This window comes from Enterococcus sp. C50 (genome assembly GCF_040887505.1).
Taxonomy (GTDB): Bacteria; Bacillota; Bacilli; order Lactobacillales; family Enterococcaceae; genus Enterococcus_B; species Enterococcus_B thailandicus.
The window spans coordinates 32,084-50,582 of sequence record NZ_JBFOFW010000007.1; the positions used below are offsets into that span (position 1 = coordinate 32,084).

Here is an 18,499-nt window from a genome sequence, read left to right on the forward strand (position 1 = left end):
TGGTATAATGAGCGATGAGTTAAGAAACGAAATTGCGTCATTCACAACGCATCATTCATAATAAGAGGAGCAGACACATGAGAAATATCAAACTAACAATTGAGTATGATGGACGTCGCTATCTTGGCTGGCAACGTCTTGGTGATTCAGATAAAACGATTCAAGGTAAAATTGAAGCTGTGTTAAAACAAATGACAGGTGAAACCATTGAGATTATTGGCTCAGGGCGTACAGACGCTGGTGCACATGCGAGAGGACAGATTGCTAATTTTAAGACAGAGTCAACAATGGATTGTTTGGCTATGTGTGAATTTTTGAATCGTTTCTTACCTGGTGATATTGTCGTTAAGAAGGTTGAAGAAGTGCCAGAAAGATTCCACGCTCGTTACAACGCAAGTGGGAAAAAGTACAGCTATTATGTTTGGAATAACCCAATTCCAACAGCTTTTGAACGTTATCACAGCTTTTATGTTCCACAAGAGTTAAATCTGGATGCGATGAACGAGGCTTGCAAACGATTAGTAGGTACACATGATTTTATTGGTTTTTCTGCCTTGAAAAAGAGCAAGAAATCTACAACAAGAACGGTTGAAAAAATTACGATTGAAAAAGATGGAAGTATGCTTCACTTTACTTTTGTTGGTAATGGTTTTTTATATAAAATGGTTCGAATTATGATGGGCACATTGTTAGAGATTGGTGCAGGAAAGATGCCAGTGGCTGCCATTGATGAGATTTTTGAACAAAAAGTGCGGAAAAGTGCGGGAGAAACAGTGCCAGCGCAAGGACTATTTCTTGATGAAGTGTATTACCACTAAATCCAAAGTAATTAAAGTAGCTGAAAAAGAAGAAATGAGCCTTTGGGTTTCATTTCTTCTTTTTGCAACTATTTTCAAAATGTAAAAATAGATTCATGATAACAAATCACAATCAAGTCGCTAAAAAGCTGTGCTACACTTTGGTTGAATAAAGATGAAAGGGGTTTCTTTTATGAAAAAGTTAGTTTGTGTATTGGCTGTGGTAAGTGTTGGATTGAGTTTAGAAAAAGTGGTAGCAGCAGAGGAACAAATTCCAGAAAAAAATGGATATACCCTAGATTTTCATGATGAATTTAATGGACCAACTTTGGATCAATCAAAATGGAGCGATAAGTATTTGGAACATTGGGCAGATAATCCGGATGATGCCAAAGCAAATTATCGTTTTGAAGAAGGAAAATTGATTGAGTCTATTCAACCAGATCAAAAAGCTTGGGCACCAACACTAGACAAGGATAATTATGGATACGGAACAACAGGTGTCAAATCCAGTGCAATTCAATCATTTAATAAAAACTGGATTCATAATTTTAGTGGCAGCAAGAAGCTAATGTCTCCTATCTCACCTGAAAATGAAATGTTGGGGGATGAGAAAACTGGTGGGTATGCGACAACGTATGGTTATTTTGAAATTCGAGCAAAATTATCAAATAGTAGTGGTGGCGGCCATCAGGCATGGTGGTTAGTTGGTATGCAAAATGACACGAATGATTGGGAAAATTCAAAAGAAACAGGCGAAATTGATATTATTGAAACTTTTTTTGATTACAGTAAAAATGTTCAGCGACCAGTTGGAACAAAGAACGTTACAGAAGACAATCGCCAGAAAGGCTTATGGCAAGTATGCACATATGGTTGGAATGATCCTTTCTTTTCAAGATCGTGGACAGATAGCACGACAGCAACAATTGGCGGTGCAGAAGCTGTTGTTCCAGGAGCAGTTGGAGTAGATAGCTTAACTAATGAATTTCATACGTATGGTATGGAATGGGAACCTGGTTCACTGAAATTTTATTTTGATGGTCAATTGTTCAGGACAATTAATCAAGCACCAGATTATCCAATGGGGATGATTTTAAATATATACACAGACGCAGGATCAGGAAAACACAATGAGGTCTATCCTAAAGAATGGGCGATTGATTATGTACGGGTTTATAAAAAAGATGCGGGCTATGATATACCAAAACAAGGAATTAAAAATCGTGAGACAGGTGAATTTCTTAGTTTGGCTACGGAATCAGACAAGGTGATTCTGTCTACGACAAACGAAAATCTTGAAAAGTGGCAAATGATTCCTAAAGGTGAGTATTTTTTGATTAAAAATGCAAGGACAAATGAGTTGTTACACAATGAGCACCAAAAAGGTTATGTAGAACACGGCGTAGTGCCAGAAACGTATTACAGTGCACAGTGGAAAAAAGAAACCGTCGGTAATTACACTCGGTTCGTGAATCGTTGGAAACCGACACAAGTAATCCATATAGAAAATAACCTAGGCTACCTTGAATGTAGTCCTATTCACACTGGCGCTTGGAGAAGTCAATGGGAAATGATTGACTAAAAAGACCAAAGGAAATTTTGTTTTTTCTACGGGAAACGGTGAGGCTTATAAAATAATAAATAATATCAGAAAAAGGACGCGAGGAATGTACCGCCCAAAAAAATAGATTAAAAATCTAATGTTTTGGAAGTGGGTACAAGATTAGCGTCCTTTTTTTGCATCGCTGATTGGTAAAAATCCATGCGTTGATTCAACAAGTGAATAGAAACAATAGCAAATTTAGTAGTGTTATCAATTGGCATAACGAGCAATCAGATACTCAATCAAATTTAAAGCATTACCGAAAAAATAATTCAGTTGTTGATTTTCTGGTCCAGAGTCAACAGTACCACTTTCGACTAGAAATGAGAGATCTCCTTTTTTGGCATAACTGCTGTTTTCGTTAGCCGTAATCGTGATAACATGTCCACCGTAATTTTTGCACTCGTTCATCTTGATTAAACCATTTTGATTTTCACCAGATTGAGAAAAAGTAATCAAGGTATGAGGGGTTTCGTCAGTAACGAGGCTAATTTCCACTCCCTCTAAGTCGATTGCATAAATTTTTTTTAGTAATAATTTTCGGTAAGTATAATCAACGAGGAACTGGCAAAATCCCTCGCCAAACAGATAAATCTTTCTCTCAGAAAAAGCTTCATTGAAGTAACAATCAATTTTTTCCCACCCATGATTAGTTGTCACAAAAGAAAGTTCTTCGATTTGATTGACTGAAGAGGCAGAAAACTTATTGGAAAGAAAAAAAATAAGTTCTTTGAAATTATTAAATCCTGCTCGTTTAGCTAGACGGCTGATTGATGAAGGCGAGGTGTAATTGATCTTGGCAATATTGCGAATATCTAAGTTTTCATCACTATGGATTGCTTCGACAATTTTTTCAATCATTCGTTCATCGTCTGAATGAAATGAGTTATTTGGGAATAAACGATTAAGATAATAAATTTTTGTCATTGAATAGTTCCTCTCTTGAAAATATTTTCAGTGTGTGAAAACGGAGCCAACCTGTTAAATAAGCATTGTATGCGCTTTATTAAGATACTATACTATGGCTATAAAGAAAGCAAATACAATTGTATGAATCTATTTTCTTTGATGAAAGAAGGTTAAGCATGAAAAAAGTAATTATCAATGCAGATGATTTTGGTTATTCTGCAGCTGTCAACGCAGGAATTATCAAAGCCTATCAAGATGGGGTATTAACTTCGACTACTTTGATGGCGAACATGTCAGGAAGAGACGGAGCGATTCAGCTTGCAAAAGAGAATCAGGGACTTGGCGTAGGTGGGCATCTTGTATTGACTTGCGGGCAACCATTGACACCTGCAACGTCATTAACAAATGAAGAAGGGCAATTTTATCATTTGGAAGATTATAAAAAAAATCGTCCGCTTATGAAAGAAGAAGAGATTTTCCATGAATGGTCAAGTCAAATCGATTACTTGTTGGAAAATGGTTTGAAACTAACCCATTTAGATAGCCATCATCATGTGCATACATTCCCAGAAAATTTAGCGATTACGCAACGAATTGCTGAAAAATACCAGCTATGTTTTCGAAACGCATTTGATTTGGAAAAACAAATCAACTTACCTTATCAAAAAAATATCAGTGGATTTCTTGATTTGATGAATTATCCTTCGATTCGTGATTTGAATCAATCATTTGCTGAAAATATGGCTGCTTGTTTGGCCGAGATCCAATCAGTAGTGGAACAAGTAGAAGATGATGAGGTGACTGAATTGATGGTTCATCCAGCATTTGTTGATGAGTCGTTATACTTTGGCTCAAGTTTTCATCTTCAACGAACCAAAGAAGTTGCCATTTTGTGTGCTGAACAATTAAAAAATTTATTGGATGAGCAAGAGATCACGTTGTGTAATTATCAAGAGATCTCAGCAGGTCACTTGATTGTCAATCATTAGCAAGTAGCTTAGTAGCATAAAGCCAAACTAAAAAAGGAGAAATAGAATGAAAGAGAAAGTTATGAAGTCGGCTAGTGTTTTTTCTAAAGCAATTATCCAACCAGTGATGTTCATGGCTGTTACAGGGATTATTTTGTCTGTCTGTGCAATCTTAAAACTTGAGATGATGCCAACTTTCACCAAAGATGTCGGGAATTTTGTATTTAATATTTTGTCTTCAGGTATGATTGGCCAGCTAAGTGCGATTTTTTGTGTGGGGATTGCTGCAGCTTTAGCAAAACCAAAGTTCAAAACGGATGCCGCCATTTTAGGAATTATTACTTACTTGCTTTTCTTATACGCAAATAATTCATGGTTAACAATAACTGATCGTTTGGCAACCGCAGGTGAACAAGGTCTTTATGGAACTGGTCAAGGAATGGTCTTCGGGATTCAAGTCACAGACATGGGTGTCTTTTTAGGAATCTCATTAGGAGTGATGGTTGGCTGGATGGTGAATCGATTTGGTGAGATTAAGTTGCACCGGTATCTTTCACCTTACTCTGGGACAAAGTCTGTTTACTTATTGATTGTCTTTGTTACGATTTTGTTTGCAATGGGTATTACTTATGTTTGGCCAATGATTAATTTCGGTGTTGAAAGCTTAGTTAAGGCAACAACAACTGCTGGCTCAGCCGGATTTTTCTTTTATGGTTTCTTAAATCGTTTATTGCTACCACTTGGATTACATCATTTCTTATGGATGCCGATTTTTTATACACCATTAGGGGGAAGCGCCGAAATTGCAGGTCAAGTTTATGAAGGAGCTTACAATATTTGGCTGGCAGAATTGGGGAATGCTAGTCAAATCACATCAATGCATCCATCTATTGGTTATCTATCTAATTTTGGTTCGATTTCATTGCCTATTGGGATTGCTTTTGCTATTTGGAAAACAGCTAGAATCGAGAATCGTAAAAAAGTTGCGGCTATTTTAATTCCAATGGTTACAACGGCATTTTTAGCGGGTGTGACTGAACCATTAGAATTTTTATTTTTATTCTTGTCACCTGTTTTATGGTTAGCACATTCAGTTGTTTACGGACTAAGCTTATTCTTTACAAATTTAGTGGGTATCAATATCCAATTTGATACAGGCATCAATATGATTATCAACAGCTTTGCATTTCCAAGTCGGCTAGGTCATCAGTACTTGATTCCAATTATGTTTCTTGCAACGGCTGTCTTAGAATATGTCGTATTTAAGCAATTGATTGTTCGTTTAGATATTCCGACTTTAGGACGCGAGAAAAGTGAAGCTCAACTTGCGGCACTTGATGAAACAGTTGTTACAACAGGTATCGATAGCGAATTTGAGCCGCAAACACAAACAATTGTTGCTGGTTTAGGCGGTGCGGAAAATATTGAAAGCATCGTTAACTGCTATACGCGTCTACGAGTAGATGTAAAAGATGAACAAAAAGTTGACATCGACTTACTGAAACAAAAAGTGAAGGCGTCAGGTATTGTGGATAAAGGAAAGCATATCCAGATTATTATTGGGATGGGTGTAGAAGAAGAACGGGAAAAAGTAGAAGCGTATCTGACTCATCTAAAAGAAATGAATAATTAAGATAAATGGAGGAAAAAAACAGTGGGAAATAAATTTGTAATGATTGGTGGAGGATCAACACAGTCACCAGGAATTTTAGAAGTTTTACGAAAACGTGCAGAAGAATTGAATCTAAGTGAATTAGTTTTATATGATATTGATGAAGAAAGAGTGTCACTACTTGGCCAATATACGAAAATGTACTATCAAGAACTAGGTTCAAAAGTGGCAGTTAGTTATACAACAAACATTGATGAAGCATTAGTTGATGCTGATTTCTTATTCATGCAAATTAGACCAGGCTTGAACAAACAACGTGCAATTGATGAAAAAATTTGTCTTAACAATGGTGTTGTTGGGCAAGAAACTTGTGGACTAGGTGGATTTTCATTTGCTATGCGTGTGATTCCAGCAGTGTTAGAAATTATTCGAAAGGTAAAAGAAATTTGTCCAAAGGCGTGGATTCTCAATTACACAAATCCAGAAGCCATTTTGTCAGAAGCAATCTATCGAGAATTTCCTGATGCAAATGTATTGTGTATTTGTGATATGCCGATTTCAATTGAAGGTGCGATAGCTAAATATTTCAATAAAGATTTACGTGACTTAACCTTTAAATATTTTGGAATGAATCATTTTGGTTGGTGGACGAATATTATTGATGAGACAGGAACAGACCTTTTACCAATCTTAAGAGAAGACGTTCTTTCTGGTAAAATCGATACATTATTACAATCAAATGATGAAACGAAAGAAGATCAATATTGGATCGATACCTATCGTCAGATGATTAGTTTATTCAAACGGTTCCCAGAATATTTCCCAAATTGCTACTTGCAGTATTATTTAACACCAGACGAAATGATTGTGCATGATGATCCTTCGTTTACTCGTGGCGATTACGTAATGCAAGGTCGTGAAAAACGAATTTACGAAGAATGTCGGCGTGTGATTGCTAATGGCAGTGCCAAAGATTCAAGCTTACACGCGGGTGTCCACGGAAATTATATTGTGGATATTGCCTATGCGATTATCCACAATACGCGCGAACGCTTTACGGTCAACAAAAAAAATCAGGGCTCAATCGCAAATTTTGATCCAGAAGCAGTAATCGAAGTTCCAGCATATGTGGGAAGTATGGGGGCAGAAACAATTACCGTCGGACACATACCAACTTTCCAAAAAGGACTGATGGAGATGCAAAAAGCTTACGAAAAAATGACAGTCGATGCAGCTTTGTCAGGTTCGTATCAAACAGCATTAGAAGCAGTTATGTTAAATAAAACAATTCCTAACTATACAGTGGGTAAAAAAGTTTTAGATGAGCTTCACGAAGCAAACAAAGAGTTCTGGCCAGAGTTAAGTTAAAGCAACTGTCAAACGCAAAAAATAAAAAAATAAAGAAAGCGGTTGACAAAATACTATTTGGTCTATACAATTTAATTGTTAACAATATTGATTTCATGTGACTAGATCATACTAGGCATGGAAAGATGACGTGGGAGAGCAATTTTCCAGGTGATTTTTCCATGCTTTTCTTTTGTCTGGAAATTCTTTAGGCCAAAAAATTTCTGGAAAATGATTGTTAGTTGTGAAATCAAAAACCTATTTCTGCAGAAAAGGAACTCATTATGAAAATCAAAAAAATCTTTAATCAAAATGCTGTGTTGGTAGACGATGACGGACAAGAAAAAGTTGCAATTGGAAAAGGAATCAGCTTTGAGAAGAAACGAAATGACCTTATTTTTATGAAGGACATCGAGCGCCTCTTTGTCATGGAACCGGAAGGACAACTTCGTTTGCAAAACTTATTGAATCAAATTGATGAAAAATATTTATTTGCAGCTGAGGAAATCATTCAGCATGCAGAAACGATTTTAATGGAGCCGTTGAATGAACATATTTTGATTGCATTAACAGACCATATCGCATTTGCTGCCGAAAATATGAAAAATGGTATCGTGATTCGTAACAAACTATTACGAGAAATCGAAGTTTTGTACGCTGAAGAATTTCAAATTGCACAATGGGCAGTAGAACATTTGACGAAAACGTTAGATGTGCCATTTACTTACGATCAGGCAGGCTATATTGCCATTCATATTCATTCGAGTCGCAGAAATCAATTGAACAATCATCGAAGTATTCGAGAGGTGACAATTATTTCAGATGTGATTCGTTTAATCGAAGCAGAGCTTGAGGTTGATTTGCATACGCAAGAGATGTCTTTGAGCTACACGCGTTTAGCAAATCACTTGAGATTATTATTACAACGTTATAAGAACCAGCAGTACGCTGTTTTGGATGAAGATATTTTAAAAATGGTCAAGAAAAAATATATAGCAAGTTATGAAATGACGAAAAAAATTCGTGTTTTATTACTTAAACAATATCAAATGTCGATTACGAGTGAGGAAATGGGATACTTAGCAATCCACATTGAACGCTTACGTAGCGCCGTTTGTGATTAAAAATTAGGGAGAGAAAAAGATGAAAGCTTATATGCAAAGAATGGGTCGCTCATTGATGTTGCCAGTTGCAACATTACCTGTAGCAGCTTTGTTCATGGGGATTGGTTATTGGATTGACCCAAGTGGTTGGGGTGGCAATAATATTTTGGCGGCTTTTTTAATTAAAGCTGGTAGTACGATTTTAGATAATTTAGGATTGTTGTTCGCGGTCGGCTTGGCATTAGGAATGTCGAAAGACAAAGATGGTTCTTCTGCTTTGGCAGGGTTGGTTGCTTTCTTGACACCGATGACTTTGGTAAGTAGTGCATCAGTTGCATTGTTCACAAAAGTTGATGTTGAACAAGTAAACATTGCGTTTGGCGCAATTAACAACAAAAATGTCTTTATTGGGATTTTGGCTGGGCTAGTTGCCGCAGCAATGTACAATCGTTTTAGTAAAGTAAAATTGCCAATGGCTTTATCTTTCTTTAGCGGGAAGCGCGCAGTTCCCATTGTAACTGCTGGTGTAATGACTTTGATTTCGGCATTATTGATTTTTATTTGGCCACCAGTTTACAATACGCTTGTTTCATTTGGTGAATTAATTTCTGGAATGGGAGCAGTCGGTGCTGGACTATATGGTTTCTTTAACCGTCTATTGATCCCAACAGGTTTGCATCATGCGTTGAACAATGTGTTCTGGTTCAACCTTGCAGGAATTGATGATATTGGTAAATTCTGGGCAAGTGAAGGAACAAAAGGAATTACAGGAATGTATCAAGCTGGGTTCTTCCCAGTAATGATGTTTGGATTGCCAGCAGGTGCGTTAGCCATTTATCAATGTGCTCGTCCAGAGAAGAAAAAACAAACAGCTTCATTGATGTTAGCAGCTGCATTTGCTTCATTCTTTACTGGTGTTACTGAACCACTAGAATTTTCATTTATGTTTGTTGCTTGGCCACTGTATGTTGTTCATGCAGCTTTAACAGGTATTTCAATGTTTGTAGCAGCACTTTTCCATTGGACAGCAGGATTTAACTTTAGTGCTGGTTTTATTGATTTCTTCTTGAGTTTACGCGTACCAATTGCGAATAAACCATACATGTTGATTTTACTAGGTTTGGTTATGGCTGTCGTTTACTATGTTACCTTTATGTTTGTTATCAAGAAATTTAACTTGATGACACCAGGCCGCGAAGAAGGTACAGGTGAAGAAACGCCTGATTTAGCAACTGGTAACGATAAGTTTTCTGCTTTAGCAGATAGCATCTATGCGGCTCTTGGTGGAGCAAGCAATGTGACATCAATTGATAACTGTACAACACGTCTTCGTTTACAAGTGAAAGATACAAAACAAGTTGATCAATCAAAAATCAAAGCAACTGGTGTTCCGGGATTGAAAGTAATTGATGATCAAAATATCCAAGTTATTGTTGGAACAGAGGTTCAATTTGTAGCAGATGAAATGAGTAAATTACATGGAAGTCCTGTCAGCCAATCAGCTGGGACAGTAGTAGTTACCGAAGAAATCAGCAAACCAGAAGGACCACAAACACAAGATGTATATGCTGTAGCTACTGGGAAAGTGATTCCAATCACTGAAGTCGGTGACGAAGTGTTCTCACAAAAAATGATGGGTGACGGTTTTGCAGTTATTCCTGAATCAGGCGAAATTTTTGCGCCAGTTGCTGGGAAAGTGACAAGTGTCTTTCCTACAAAACATGCGATTGGTTTAGTAACTGACTCTGGAATTGAAGTCTTAGTTCACATGGGAATCGATACTGTTCAATTAAATGGTGAACCATTCACTGTCTTTGTTAAAGAAGGACAACAAGTGGGACGTGGACAAATGCTTGCAAAAGTCAATCTAGCAAGTTTGAAGGCAAGTGGTAAAGAAGCTGACATGATCGTTGTCTTTACAAATCCAGATAAAATCGATACATTCTCAGTAACAACTGGCCAAGATGGTGAAGTGAACGAAATTATTGGGACGGTAACGAGTAAATAGAGGTTGTGGCGCAAAGCGGTTCGCTTCGAAAGAATAAAGAGCAACTGCCAAAAATAGTTTTTCATATTTTTGACCAGTTGTGAGTTATTTCGAGAAGTTGCTTTGGGAACACCGTGGATAAGGTTGTGGCGCAAAGCGTTTAGCTTCAAGCAATAAGAATGCTTTTCTAAAAATAGTTTTCCATATTTTAAGAAAAGAGGACTTATTGCCGAAGAAGTTGCTTTGGGAACACCGTAAATAGAGGTTGTGGCGCAAAACATTTAGCTCCGACTAGATAATGAGCAGGCACTCAAAGTAACTTCCAATGCTTTGTAGTAAATGTAAGTTATATCTATATAGAAGAGTCACTTTGAATCAACTCATGTAACTAAAAAAGGTTGCGACTTTTGTCGTAGCCTTTTTTTGATGAATAATAAAACGTGTGAATATTTGCTATACTAGAAGAAATAACTGGGAAAAATGAAAGATAGGTCTGCTTATCATGAGTTGTCATCATGTATGGATGAGGAGTTTTTTTATGAAAAAAAAGGAATTTATTGTTCAAGATTTGCTGAGTAAAATTTATCAAGAAGAGTTCAAGGATGGTAAGTTGCCTGCCCAACGAACACTCGCACAAAAATACCAAGTATCTCGTTTTACGATTCAACAAGCAATCAAAAGCTTAGAGGAGATTGGAATTGTGCGCGTCGTTCAAGGGTCAGGAATCTTTGTTCACGAAAAATGGGTTAAGAACCCATTGATATTTAATTCTTTGACACGCACGCCTTATGATCGAATAGAGTCTAAAATGTTGACGTTAGAAAAACGTTTAGCAAGTAGTGAAGAGTGTCAACTATTTCAATTAGAAGTTGGAGAAGAAATCTGGTCATTTTCGCGAATTCGATTAGTGAACTATAAAATTGAGCAACTAGAAAAATCATTGTTGCCAGTTAAATTGTTCCCTAAAGTAACAAAAGAAGTAGTCGAACATTCGATTCAACGCTTTGTTGAAAAAGAAGGGTACCGAATTTCACATTATATTAGTAACTACACACCAGTGACTTTAACAAAGGCACAATCAGAAGTTTTAATGGTTAGAAGAGGAACACCAGCAATGCAAATCAAAAATCGAGCTTTATTGGCTGATGGTCGGATTTTTGAATATAGTGAGATTACAGCTATTGATTACTCGGTTACCTATATTCGTCCATTTGATCGAATGATTCATCAATCAAGAATTGATTGATGAGCTAATGAGAAAGAGGCAAGGACAATCAGTTGAATTGTCTTTGCCTCTTAGTGTATATCTTGAATTTTTTTGTTGGTACTTGTTTTTTTCAAATCTAACCGCTTTATGCTGCAACCTTATTCACGGTGTTCCCAAAACAACTCTGACAAGATAGTTTGCATTCACTACAAAATATGAGAAGCTATTTTGAGTGCCTGCTTACTATCTTGTCGGAGCTGAGCGTTTTGCGCCACAACCTTTTCCTCGGTGTTCAAGAAGTAACTCCTTCCAAATAAGCCTAAATTACTCAAAAATTTGGGAAGCAATTTCTGGTAATTTTTTCTTATTTATTGGAGCTAAGCACTTCTCTCACAACCTTTCTCACGGCGTAACAATTGCCCCATCTGGCGTCCTACTTTGTGTCCATTCATGCGGTCGATAAACAACCGGAAATTCAGCCGCTAGTTCTTCATTAAATGTAACACCAATGCCGACTTCTTCAATTGGATAGAAGAAACCATTTTTAGGTTGAGGAATATGCCCAAAAAGCTGTTGTGTATTTTTTGGCACATCAATATTTTCTTGAATAGCAGCATTATGAAGATGAATATTTAAATGTGTATTTACAGCTAAGCCAATTGGTGTGATATCTGATGGAGTATGCCAAGCAATACGAATTCCCATTGCATCACAAAAATGAGCTAATTTTAGTGCAGGTGTAATTCCACCAATCTGAGAAACGTGTGCACGCAGATAGTCGATCATTCGATTTCGTACAAGTTCTTGCCACTCCATTGGATTATTAAATAGTTCCCCAGTAGCAATAGGTGTAGAAGCTTGATTTCTGAGTTGTGTAAGCCATTCATTTTGATTAGGAGGCAAAAGGTCTTCTAGGAAAAATAAATGATAAGGTTCAGCAGCCTTTGCAAAACGAATCGCCTGATTTGGATGAAGACGTTCATGAACATCATGAAGCATCTGAAATCGATGACCATATTTTTGTTGAATGGTAGCAAACATTTTTAGTGTGGTATCCATGTATTCTTCTTGATTGAAATAAGAACCAGCGATTGGATTTTCAGGTGTTTGCAAATTTTTTGGATTACCTCCATAAAAACCTAATTGGCAACGAATATACTGGTATCCATCAGACAAGAAACGATCGATTTCACTGAATAAATCGTCAATATTATCAGCAACTGCATGTGTGTATGCGGGAATTGCCGTGCGTGCTTTTCCGCCTAGTAGTTGATAGAGTGGCATATCTGCTAACTTTGCTTTGATATCCCATAAAGCCATGTCAACGCCTGAAATTGCATTATTAGTAATTGGACCATTTCGCCAATAAGAATTAACGTTCATCATTTGCCAAAGATCTTCAATTTGATTTGCATCTCGCCCTATAAGTAGAGGTTTGAGGTAGTCATCCACAACAGTTTTGACAGCTAGTGGGCGGAACTGAAAAGTACCACAACCTAAGCCAAAAACGCCCTTATTTGTTTCAACTTTGACCACTAATAAATTATGCCGATCTGGTTTGATCGCAAAACTTTTTATGTTCGTAATAATTGTTGGTGTCATTATATTCACTCCTATAGAAAATAATCTTGTGCTTCGTAGTTAGTAAAACATGTCATTTATAGCGCTGTCAATTTGGTCTAAAAAAAAGATCGTATAGCTTTAAAAATCAGTCCAATTATCATTTTTTTTGTTTGAAAATGTTGTTAAATAAAGTTTTTTGTTAGTTATTTGTATAATAGGACTGGTTTTACAACGAGATGTCTCCATGCTAATATAGCTCGTGTAAACGCAAACAAGGAGGAGCGGGAAATGAATCATAAAGAAACTTCACAAGCAATCATTGAAGCTGTTGGTGGAAAAGAGAATGTTAATAATGCTTGGCACTGTATGACACGCTTACGATTTAACTTAAAAAAAGTTGAAGCAGTTGATTATGAGGCGTTAGAAAAAATTCCACATGTGGTTGGGACAAAGTATCAGAGCGACCAACTACAAGTAGTTATTGGAACGGATGTCGCAGACTATTTTCGTCCATTGGCAAAGGAATTAGGGTTGGAGGAAACACGGATAGTTGATTCAGGTGAAAAGAAGGGACTTGTATCATTGTTTATGGATACGGTTTCTGGAGTTTTTGGTCCGCTGGTGCCGGCGATTGCTGGTGCTGGGATGATCAAGGGACTGATGGCTGGATTGGTAGCATTGAATGTACTTTCAAATCAAACAGATTCCTATTTGGTTATTGATATGATTGCAAGCGGTGTGTTTACTTTCTTGCCATTTTTTGTAGCAGCATCTGCTGCGAAAATTTTTCAAACGAATCAGTATTTAGCAATTGCGATTGCAGCAGCTATGCAATTTCCAACTATGACGGCAGCTGTTGCACAAGGAGAAGTCTCTCAATTCTTATTATTTGGCTTAGTTCCAGTTCCTGTATTTAATTATGCTGGAACAGTTATTCCAATTATTTTTGCCGTATTAGCATTAAGTTATATTTATCGTTGGGTCGACAAAGTTCTACCGCAAGTGTTACGAACTGTTTTCACGCCAACGTTGTCATTATTTATTGCAGGAATACTTTCGTTAACGGTCATTGGACCCATCAGTATTTTTCTAGGAAACTTATTGGCAAGTGGGGTAGAAGGGCTATTTGCAATATCACCGATCTTAGCTGGAATTGTCGTTGGCGCAATTCGCCCAATCGCGATATTTACGGGGCTTCATCATGCAATGACCCCGATTGCGTTACAAAATTTTGCAAATCAAGGCTATGATATGTTGATGCCAATGATGTTTATGGCGAACATGGCAATCACTGGTGCAACTGCAGCAATTTATACCAAGGTAACGACAAAAGAAGAAAAAACACTTGTCTTATCTTCAGCAATTTCAGGTATTTTAGGAATCACTGAACCAGCGCTATTTGGTATTTTATCGAAGTATAAGAAAGCTTTTGCTGCGGCTACGATTGGTAGTGCCTTAGCTTCAGCATTCATTAGCTTTTTTGGGGTTAGAATTTATGGTTATATTTTGTCGAGTATTTTTAGTTTGCCGGCCTACATTGGGCAATATTTTATTTTTGCAGTGCTAGGTATTTTGATTGCTTTAGTTTCTTCGTTTCTAGTGACATATCTACTTGTACCAAAAGAAGAAACAGAAGATTTTGTAACCAATGAAGTTGATTTACATGCGGTAGCCCAAGGTGCTTATGTACCTTTAGAGGATGTTCCCGATGAAGTATTCTCGACAAAAATGATGGGAGATGGATTTGCTATTGAGCCGATCAATGGTGAAATTTATGCGCCAGTATCCGGAGTTGTTACCACAATTTTTCCTTCTAAACATGCGATTGGAATCAAAACAACTAATGGCGTGGAAATTTTGGTTCATATGGGAATCGACACAGTTTCGTTGAATGGCGAAGGATTTGAGCTATTTGTTCAAGCTGGAGATAAAGTTTCAAGTAAAACAAAAATTGCAAAGATGGATTTAGATTATATTCGCACGCAAAAAAAATCAACAATAGTCATGGTCATCATCTTGAACATGGAGCGCGTAGTGACACTTCATGGTGAAAAAAGGTTGGATGGCACGCATCAATCTGGTGAATTGTTAGAAAAAGTTGTTTTGAATTAATCAATTTTATGCACGAAAAAGGATGAGGCAAAACGTTATTTCGTTTTGCTTCATCCTTTTTTCTCTGTTAAGTAAAAATTAGGCTTCGTAAGAACGGGTGAATAATTCAACGATGTCTGACTTTGTACCTTTGCGTGGATTTGAAAAGGCGTTGCCGTCTTTTAACGCATTTTCAGCCATCAATTCAAAATCTTTTGGGTCTGCCCCAATTGATTTGATATTTGTTGGGATACCAACATCTTCAGAAATTCTTTCGAGTGCATGAATTCCCTTTTCAGCTGCTTCCATTGGAGATAATCCAGTAATGTTTTCTCCTAAGAAAGTAGCAATATCAGCAAAGCGTTCTGGACTAGCAATCATATTCCAACGTTCAACAGTCGGCATTAACACAGCGCAGCAAACGCCATGTGGGGCATCATATTGACCACCTAATTGATGTGCCATCGCATGAACGTAACCTAGGTCGGCATTGTTGAATGCCATTCCGGCAAGTAAAGAAGCATAAGCCATATTGGTACGTGCTTCAACATCATGACCATTCGCAACTGCTCGACGTAAATATTGGCCAATCAATTTCATTCCTTGAATTGCTTGAGCATCTGTAATTGGATTACGATTTTCTGAAACGTAAGATTCTACACAGTGACACAAAGCGTCCATTCCAGTAGCTGCTGTTAATTTACTTGGAACATCAAGCATCAACAATGGATCATTGAAAGAAACTAAAGGTACATTTCGCCACGAAACAATGACAAATTTCAAATGTGTATCTTCGTTTGTTAGCACGGCATGTCGTGTAATTTCAGAAGCTGTTCCAGCGGTGGTATTCACGGCCATCAGTGGTGGTAATGGTTGGGTCAACGTTTCGATTCCAGCTAATTTTGCAAGATCTTCACCATTTGTCAGGGCAATCCCAATTCCTTTACCACAATCATGGGCAGAACCACCACCAACAGTGATGATACTATCACAATTATTTTCTTGATACATCGCAGCTCCGGCTTGAACGTTACGAATTTTAGGATTTGGCTCGACACCGTCAAAAATAGTATAAGAAATCCCAGCTAATCGTAAGCTTTCTTCTGTTTGTTTGACAGGTCCATCTTTTAAATGATGTAAAAAAGAATCAGTTACAATCAAAATATTGTTCATGCCTAACAATTTTGCACGTTCACCAATTTTGGCAATGACCCCAGGACCAAAGAAATTGACGCTAGGCATCATAAAATCATAATTTGTTTTCATGTCAGTTGCTTCTTTCTAGTTAAGATAAGGTAATAACGTTTGGAACAAAATAGCGCTGGAAGCAGCACCCGGATCAATATGGCCAATAGAACGCTCACCAAGGTAAGAAGCGCGTCCTTTTTTGGCTTGTAACTCTTTTGTATGTTCTTTGGCAGCTGTGATTTCTTCCACTGTTAAAGGTTGATTTTTTTTGAGTATTTCAGCTACAGGAGCCCAAACATCGACCATTGTTTTATCGTCTACATTGGCTTTTCCACGTAATTGGATCCCGTTCAATCCTTCTTGTATAAGTTCACCTAGCTGTTCTTCATTTGTAATGGCAGTAACTTCTTTTGTTGCTTTGGCAAAATTCATGAATGCCGTACCATACAACGGACCAGAAGCTCCACCAACTTTTGAAATCAAAGACATAGCTAAGATTTTAAATGTATCAGTAATGGTTTTTGGTTGTTGTGCAGCAAATGCTTCTTGATAAGCTGCCATGCCACGAGCCATATTGTTTCCATGGTCACCATCACCAATTGGCGTATCTAATTCACTAAGCATGTGTTTATTTTGTTCGATTTCTTGAGAAAAATCATTCAACCATGCTTGTATTTTTTCGACTGTTAAATCCATTGTCATTCTCCTTTAGTCAAACATTTTCTTAAGTTAGCCCCATGAAATGGTTGTAACTGGACTTGTTAAAGCTTCCGTCCAAGCTGGTGTCGTCAAATCAATTAATGTTAGAGAAAGACCTTGCATATCAATAGAGGTCATATAGTTCCCAACCTTGTGGAAATCAACGTCAATATCTTTAGCCGCAAGTAAAGTTAACACATCATTTATAAAGACAAATTGTTCCATTAAAGGAGTGCCACCCATACCATTGACCAAGACACCAACTTTTTTTGGCGTTTCTGGATAAGCCTGAACTAATTTTTCAACTAATTCTTGTGCTAATTGTTTTGAAGGTTGTAATTTTTCGCGACGATATCCTGGCTCTCCATGAATACCAACGCCGAATTCGATTTCATCTTCTGCTAAAGTAAAACCAGGTTTTCCAACTTCAGGGACAGTTGCCGCTGCTAAAGCAACGCCAATCGTTTTGGTTGCTTGGACAACCTTTTCACCGAGCTCTTTTAATTCTGCTAAAGAAGCGCCACTTCGTGCAGCATCACCTAAGATTTTATGAACAAGAACTGTTCCGGCAACACCACGCTTTCCAGCGGTATAAGTGCTGTCTTCTACAGCAATATCGTCATCAACAACAACGATTTCTGTTGGAATGTCGTTCATTTCGGCTAAGTCTTTTGCCATTTCAAAGTTCAAGATGTCACCAGTATAATTTTTAACAATCAATAAAACACCTTTGCCTTGGTTGGTTGCTTCGATAGCGCGTTCGATTTGATCTGGTGTAGGAGAAGTGAAGACATCACCTAAAACCGCTGCACTTAACATTCCGTCACCGACAAAACCAGCATGTGCAGGCTCATGTCCGCTTCCGCCACCAGAAACTAATCCGACTTGTGCATTCTCTGTTTGATTTTTAGCAATTACTCTGGAATCATCGACGCGATGAACAAGTGTTGAATAACTTTTTACCATTCCTTCAAGCATTTCTTCGATAATATTTTGTGGTTCATTAATGATTTTCTTCATTTTATTTCCAACCTTTCTTTGCTGCCTGCTTTGCTTCATTGACAATATGGTCGGGATCGTCAGAAACACTTGCTGTGATTCCAGCTGCGAATGCTCCTTCAACTAAGGGGGCATCAACTAACACATATTTTTCTTGTTGTTCTGGTTCTAATAAATCATATGCAAGTTCAGCACTTAAGACAGCACTGCCAAGATCAGCGAAGACAAAAAAGATATCACTATCAGTTGCTTCATTGATTGCATCTACAATTTTGGTTGGATCGCTACCTAATTCTCCGTCAGAAGTTCCACCCAGGGAAAAGAGCACGACATTCTCACTTTTGCCCATTTGCTCAATCATTTCTTTGAGCCCATCTGTAATCATTTGACTATGAGAAACGAGTAAGATACTTTTTTTCATTC

General features: G+C 37.5%; 15 protein-coding genes. 9 read left to right on the forward strand and 6 right to left on the reverse strand.

What is annotated here, in order from left to right:
• The first annotated feature begins 77 nt into the window (after positions 1-77).
• Both truA and AB3I20_RS09665 read left to right on the forward strand, forming a co-directional pair.
• The gene (gene truA / locus AB3I20_RS09660) at positions 78-818 is read left to right on the forward strand and encodes a tRNA pseudouridine(38-40) synthase TruA (RefSeq protein ID WP_368027233.1); all 741 of its coding nucleotides are present in this window, start codon (positions 78-80) and stop codon (positions 816-818) included.
• Positions 819-990: 172 nt separating this feature from the next.
• Positions 991-2,382, forward strand: a complete 1,392-nt coding sequence (locus AB3I20_RS09665) for a family 16 glycosylhydrolase (protein WP_368027234.1) — start codon at positions 991-993, stop codon at positions 2,380-2,382.
• Between the two features lie 231 nt (positions 2,383-2,613).
• Here the strand turns inward: AB3I20_RS09665 and AB3I20_RS09670 are convergent, their stop codons facing one another.
• Complete coding sequence (locus tag AB3I20_RS09670; RefSeq protein WP_368027235.1) at positions 2,614-3,330, reverse strand: MurR/RpiR family transcriptional regulator; 717 nt, start codon at positions 3,328-3,330, stop codon at positions 2,614-2,616.
• A 158-nt stretch (positions 3,331-3,488) separates the two neighbouring features.
• On the opposite strand from AB3I20_RS09670, the gene AB3I20_RS09675 reads away from it, so the two are divergent.
• From AB3I20_RS09675 to AB3I20_RS09700, 6 genes are all read left to right on the forward strand, one after another.
• Positions 3,489-4,301, forward strand: coding sequence for a carbohydrate deacetylase (locus AB3I20_RS09675; protein ID WP_071868569.1), 813 nt, complete (start codon positions 3,489-3,491; stop codon positions 4,299-4,301).
• A 46-nt stretch (positions 4,302-4,347) separates the two neighbouring features.
• A complete protein-coding gene (locus tag AB3I20_RS09680) occupies positions 4,348-5,913 on the forward strand; it encodes a PTS transporter subunit EIIC (RefSeq protein WP_067483218.1) in 1,566 nt (521 codons plus the stop codon).
• A 21-nt stretch (positions 5,914-5,934) separates the two neighbouring features.
• Positions 5,935-7,260 carry a 6-phospho-alpha-glucosidase gene (locus tag AB3I20_RS09685; RefSeq protein WP_071868571.1) on the forward strand — a complete coding sequence of 442 codons (1,326 nt, stop codon included), beginning with the start codon at positions 5,935-5,937 and terminating at the stop codon, positions 7,258-7,260.
• Between the two features lie 263 nt (positions 7,261-7,523).
• Positions 7,524-8,363: a PRD domain-containing protein gene (locus tag AB3I20_RS09690; RefSeq protein ID WP_067483214.1), complete on the forward strand. Its 840-nt coding sequence runs from the start codon at positions 7,524-7,526 to the stop codon at positions 8,361-8,363.
• A gap of 19 nt (positions 8,364-8,382) precedes the next feature.
• Entirely contained in the window at positions 8,383-10,350 is a 1,968-nt protein-coding gene (gene nagE / locus AB3I20_RS09695) for an N-acetylglucosamine-specific PTS transporter subunit IIBC (RefSeq protein ID WP_067483212.1), read from the forward strand.
• 517 nt (positions 10,351-10,867) lie between these two features.
• Positions 10,868-11,575, forward strand: coding sequence for a GntR family transcriptional regulator (locus tag AB3I20_RS09700; RefSeq protein ID WP_071868572.1), 708 nt, complete (start codon positions 10,868-10,870; stop codon positions 11,573-11,575).
• Between the two features lie 363 nt (positions 11,576-11,938).
• Here the strand turns inward: AB3I20_RS09700 and AB3I20_RS09705 are convergent, their stop codons facing one another.
• Entirely contained in the window at positions 11,939-13,138 is a 1,200-nt protein-coding gene (locus AB3I20_RS09705; protein ID WP_075491855.1) for an enolase C-terminal domain-like protein, read from the reverse strand.
• Between the two features lie 249 nt (positions 13,139-13,387).
• On the opposite strand from AB3I20_RS09705, the gene AB3I20_RS09710 reads away from it, so the two are divergent.
• Positions 13,388-15,211: a glucose PTS transporter subunit IIA gene (locus AB3I20_RS09710; protein ID WP_270607943.1), complete on the forward strand. Its 1,824-nt coding sequence runs from the start codon at positions 13,388-13,390 to the stop codon at positions 15,209-15,211.
• A 78-nt stretch (positions 15,212-15,289) separates the two neighbouring features.
• Here the strand turns inward: AB3I20_RS09710 and AB3I20_RS09715 are convergent, their stop codons facing one another.
• From AB3I20_RS09715 to dhaM, 4 genes are read right to left on the reverse strand one after another with little or no spacing between them, the layout of a single operon-like run.
• Positions 15,290-16,456: an iron-containing alcohol dehydrogenase gene (locus AB3I20_RS09715; RefSeq protein ID WP_368027237.1), complete on the reverse strand. Its 1,167-nt coding sequence runs from the start codon at positions 16,454-16,456 to the stop codon at positions 15,290-15,292.
• A 15-nt stretch (positions 16,457-16,471) separates the two neighbouring features.
• Complete coding sequence (gene dhaL / locus AB3I20_RS09720) at positions 16,472-17,074, reverse strand: dihydroxyacetone kinase subunit DhaL (RefSeq protein WP_368027239.1); 603 nt, start codon at positions 17,072-17,074, stop codon at positions 16,472-16,474.
• Between the two features lie 33 nt (positions 17,075-17,107).
• Positions 17,108-18,097 carry a dihydroxyacetone kinase subunit DhaK gene (gene dhaK / locus AB3I20_RS09725; protein WP_095803377.1) on the reverse strand — a complete coding sequence of 330 codons (990 nt, stop codon included), beginning with the start codon at positions 18,095-18,097 and terminating at the stop codon, positions 17,108-17,110.
• 1 nt (position 18,098) lies between these two features.
• Entirely contained in the window at positions 18,099-18,497 is a 399-nt protein-coding gene (gene dhaM / locus AB3I20_RS09730; protein ID WP_067483198.1) for a dihydroxyacetone kinase phosphoryl donor subunit DhaM, read from the reverse strand.
• Positions 18,498-18,499 lie beyond the last annotated feature (2 nt).

Coding starts and splice junctions, on each gene's coding strand:
- truA (WP_368027233.1), top strand. CDS start 78: ATGAGAAATATCAAACTAACAATTGAGTATGATGGACGTCGCTATCTT.
- AB3I20_RS09665 (WP_368027234.1), top strand. CDS start 991: ATGAAAAAGTTAGTTTGTGTATTGGCTGTGGTAAGTGTTGGATTGAGT.
- AB3I20_RS09670 (WP_368027235.1), bottom strand. CDS start 3,330: ATGACAAAAATTTATTATCTTAATCGTTTATTCCCAAATAACTCATTT.
- AB3I20_RS09675 (WP_071868569.1), top strand. CDS start 3,489: ATGAAAAAAGTAATTATCAATGCAGATGATTTTGGTTATTCTGCAGCT.
- AB3I20_RS09680 (WP_067483218.1), top strand. CDS start 4,348: ATGAAAGAGAAAGTTATGAAGTCGGCTAGTGTTTTTTCTAAAGCAATT.
- AB3I20_RS09690 (WP_067483214.1), top strand. CDS start 7,524: ATGAAAATCAAAAAAATCTTTAATCAAAATGCTGTGTTGGTAGACGAT.
- nagE (WP_067483212.1), top strand. CDS start 8,383: ATGAAAGCTTATATGCAAAGAATGGGTCGCTCATTGATGTTGCCAGTT.
- AB3I20_RS09700 (WP_071868572.1), top strand. CDS start 10,868: ATGAAAAAAAAGGAATTTATTGTTCAAGATTTGCTGAGTAAAATTTAT.
- AB3I20_RS09705 (WP_075491855.1), bottom strand. CDS start 13,138: ATGACACCAACAATTATTACGAACATAAAAAGTTTTGCGATCAAACCA.
- AB3I20_RS09710 (WP_270607943.1), top strand. CDS start 13,388: ATGAATCATAAAGAAACTTCACAAGCAATCATTGAAGCTGTTGGTGGA.
- AB3I20_RS09715 (WP_368027237.1), bottom strand. CDS start 16,456: ATGAAAACAAATTATGATTTTATGATGCCTAGCGTCAATTTCTTTGGT.
- dhaL (WP_368027239.1), bottom strand. CDS start 17,074: ATGGATTTAACAGTCGAAAAAATACAAGCATGGTTGAATGATTTTTCT.
- dhaK (WP_095803377.1), bottom strand. CDS start 18,097: ATGAAGAAAATCATTAATGAACCACAAAATATTATCGAAGAAATGCTT.
- dhaM (WP_067483198.1), bottom strand. CDS start 18,497: ATGAAAAAAAGTATCTTACTCGTTTCTCATAGTCAAATGATTACAGAT.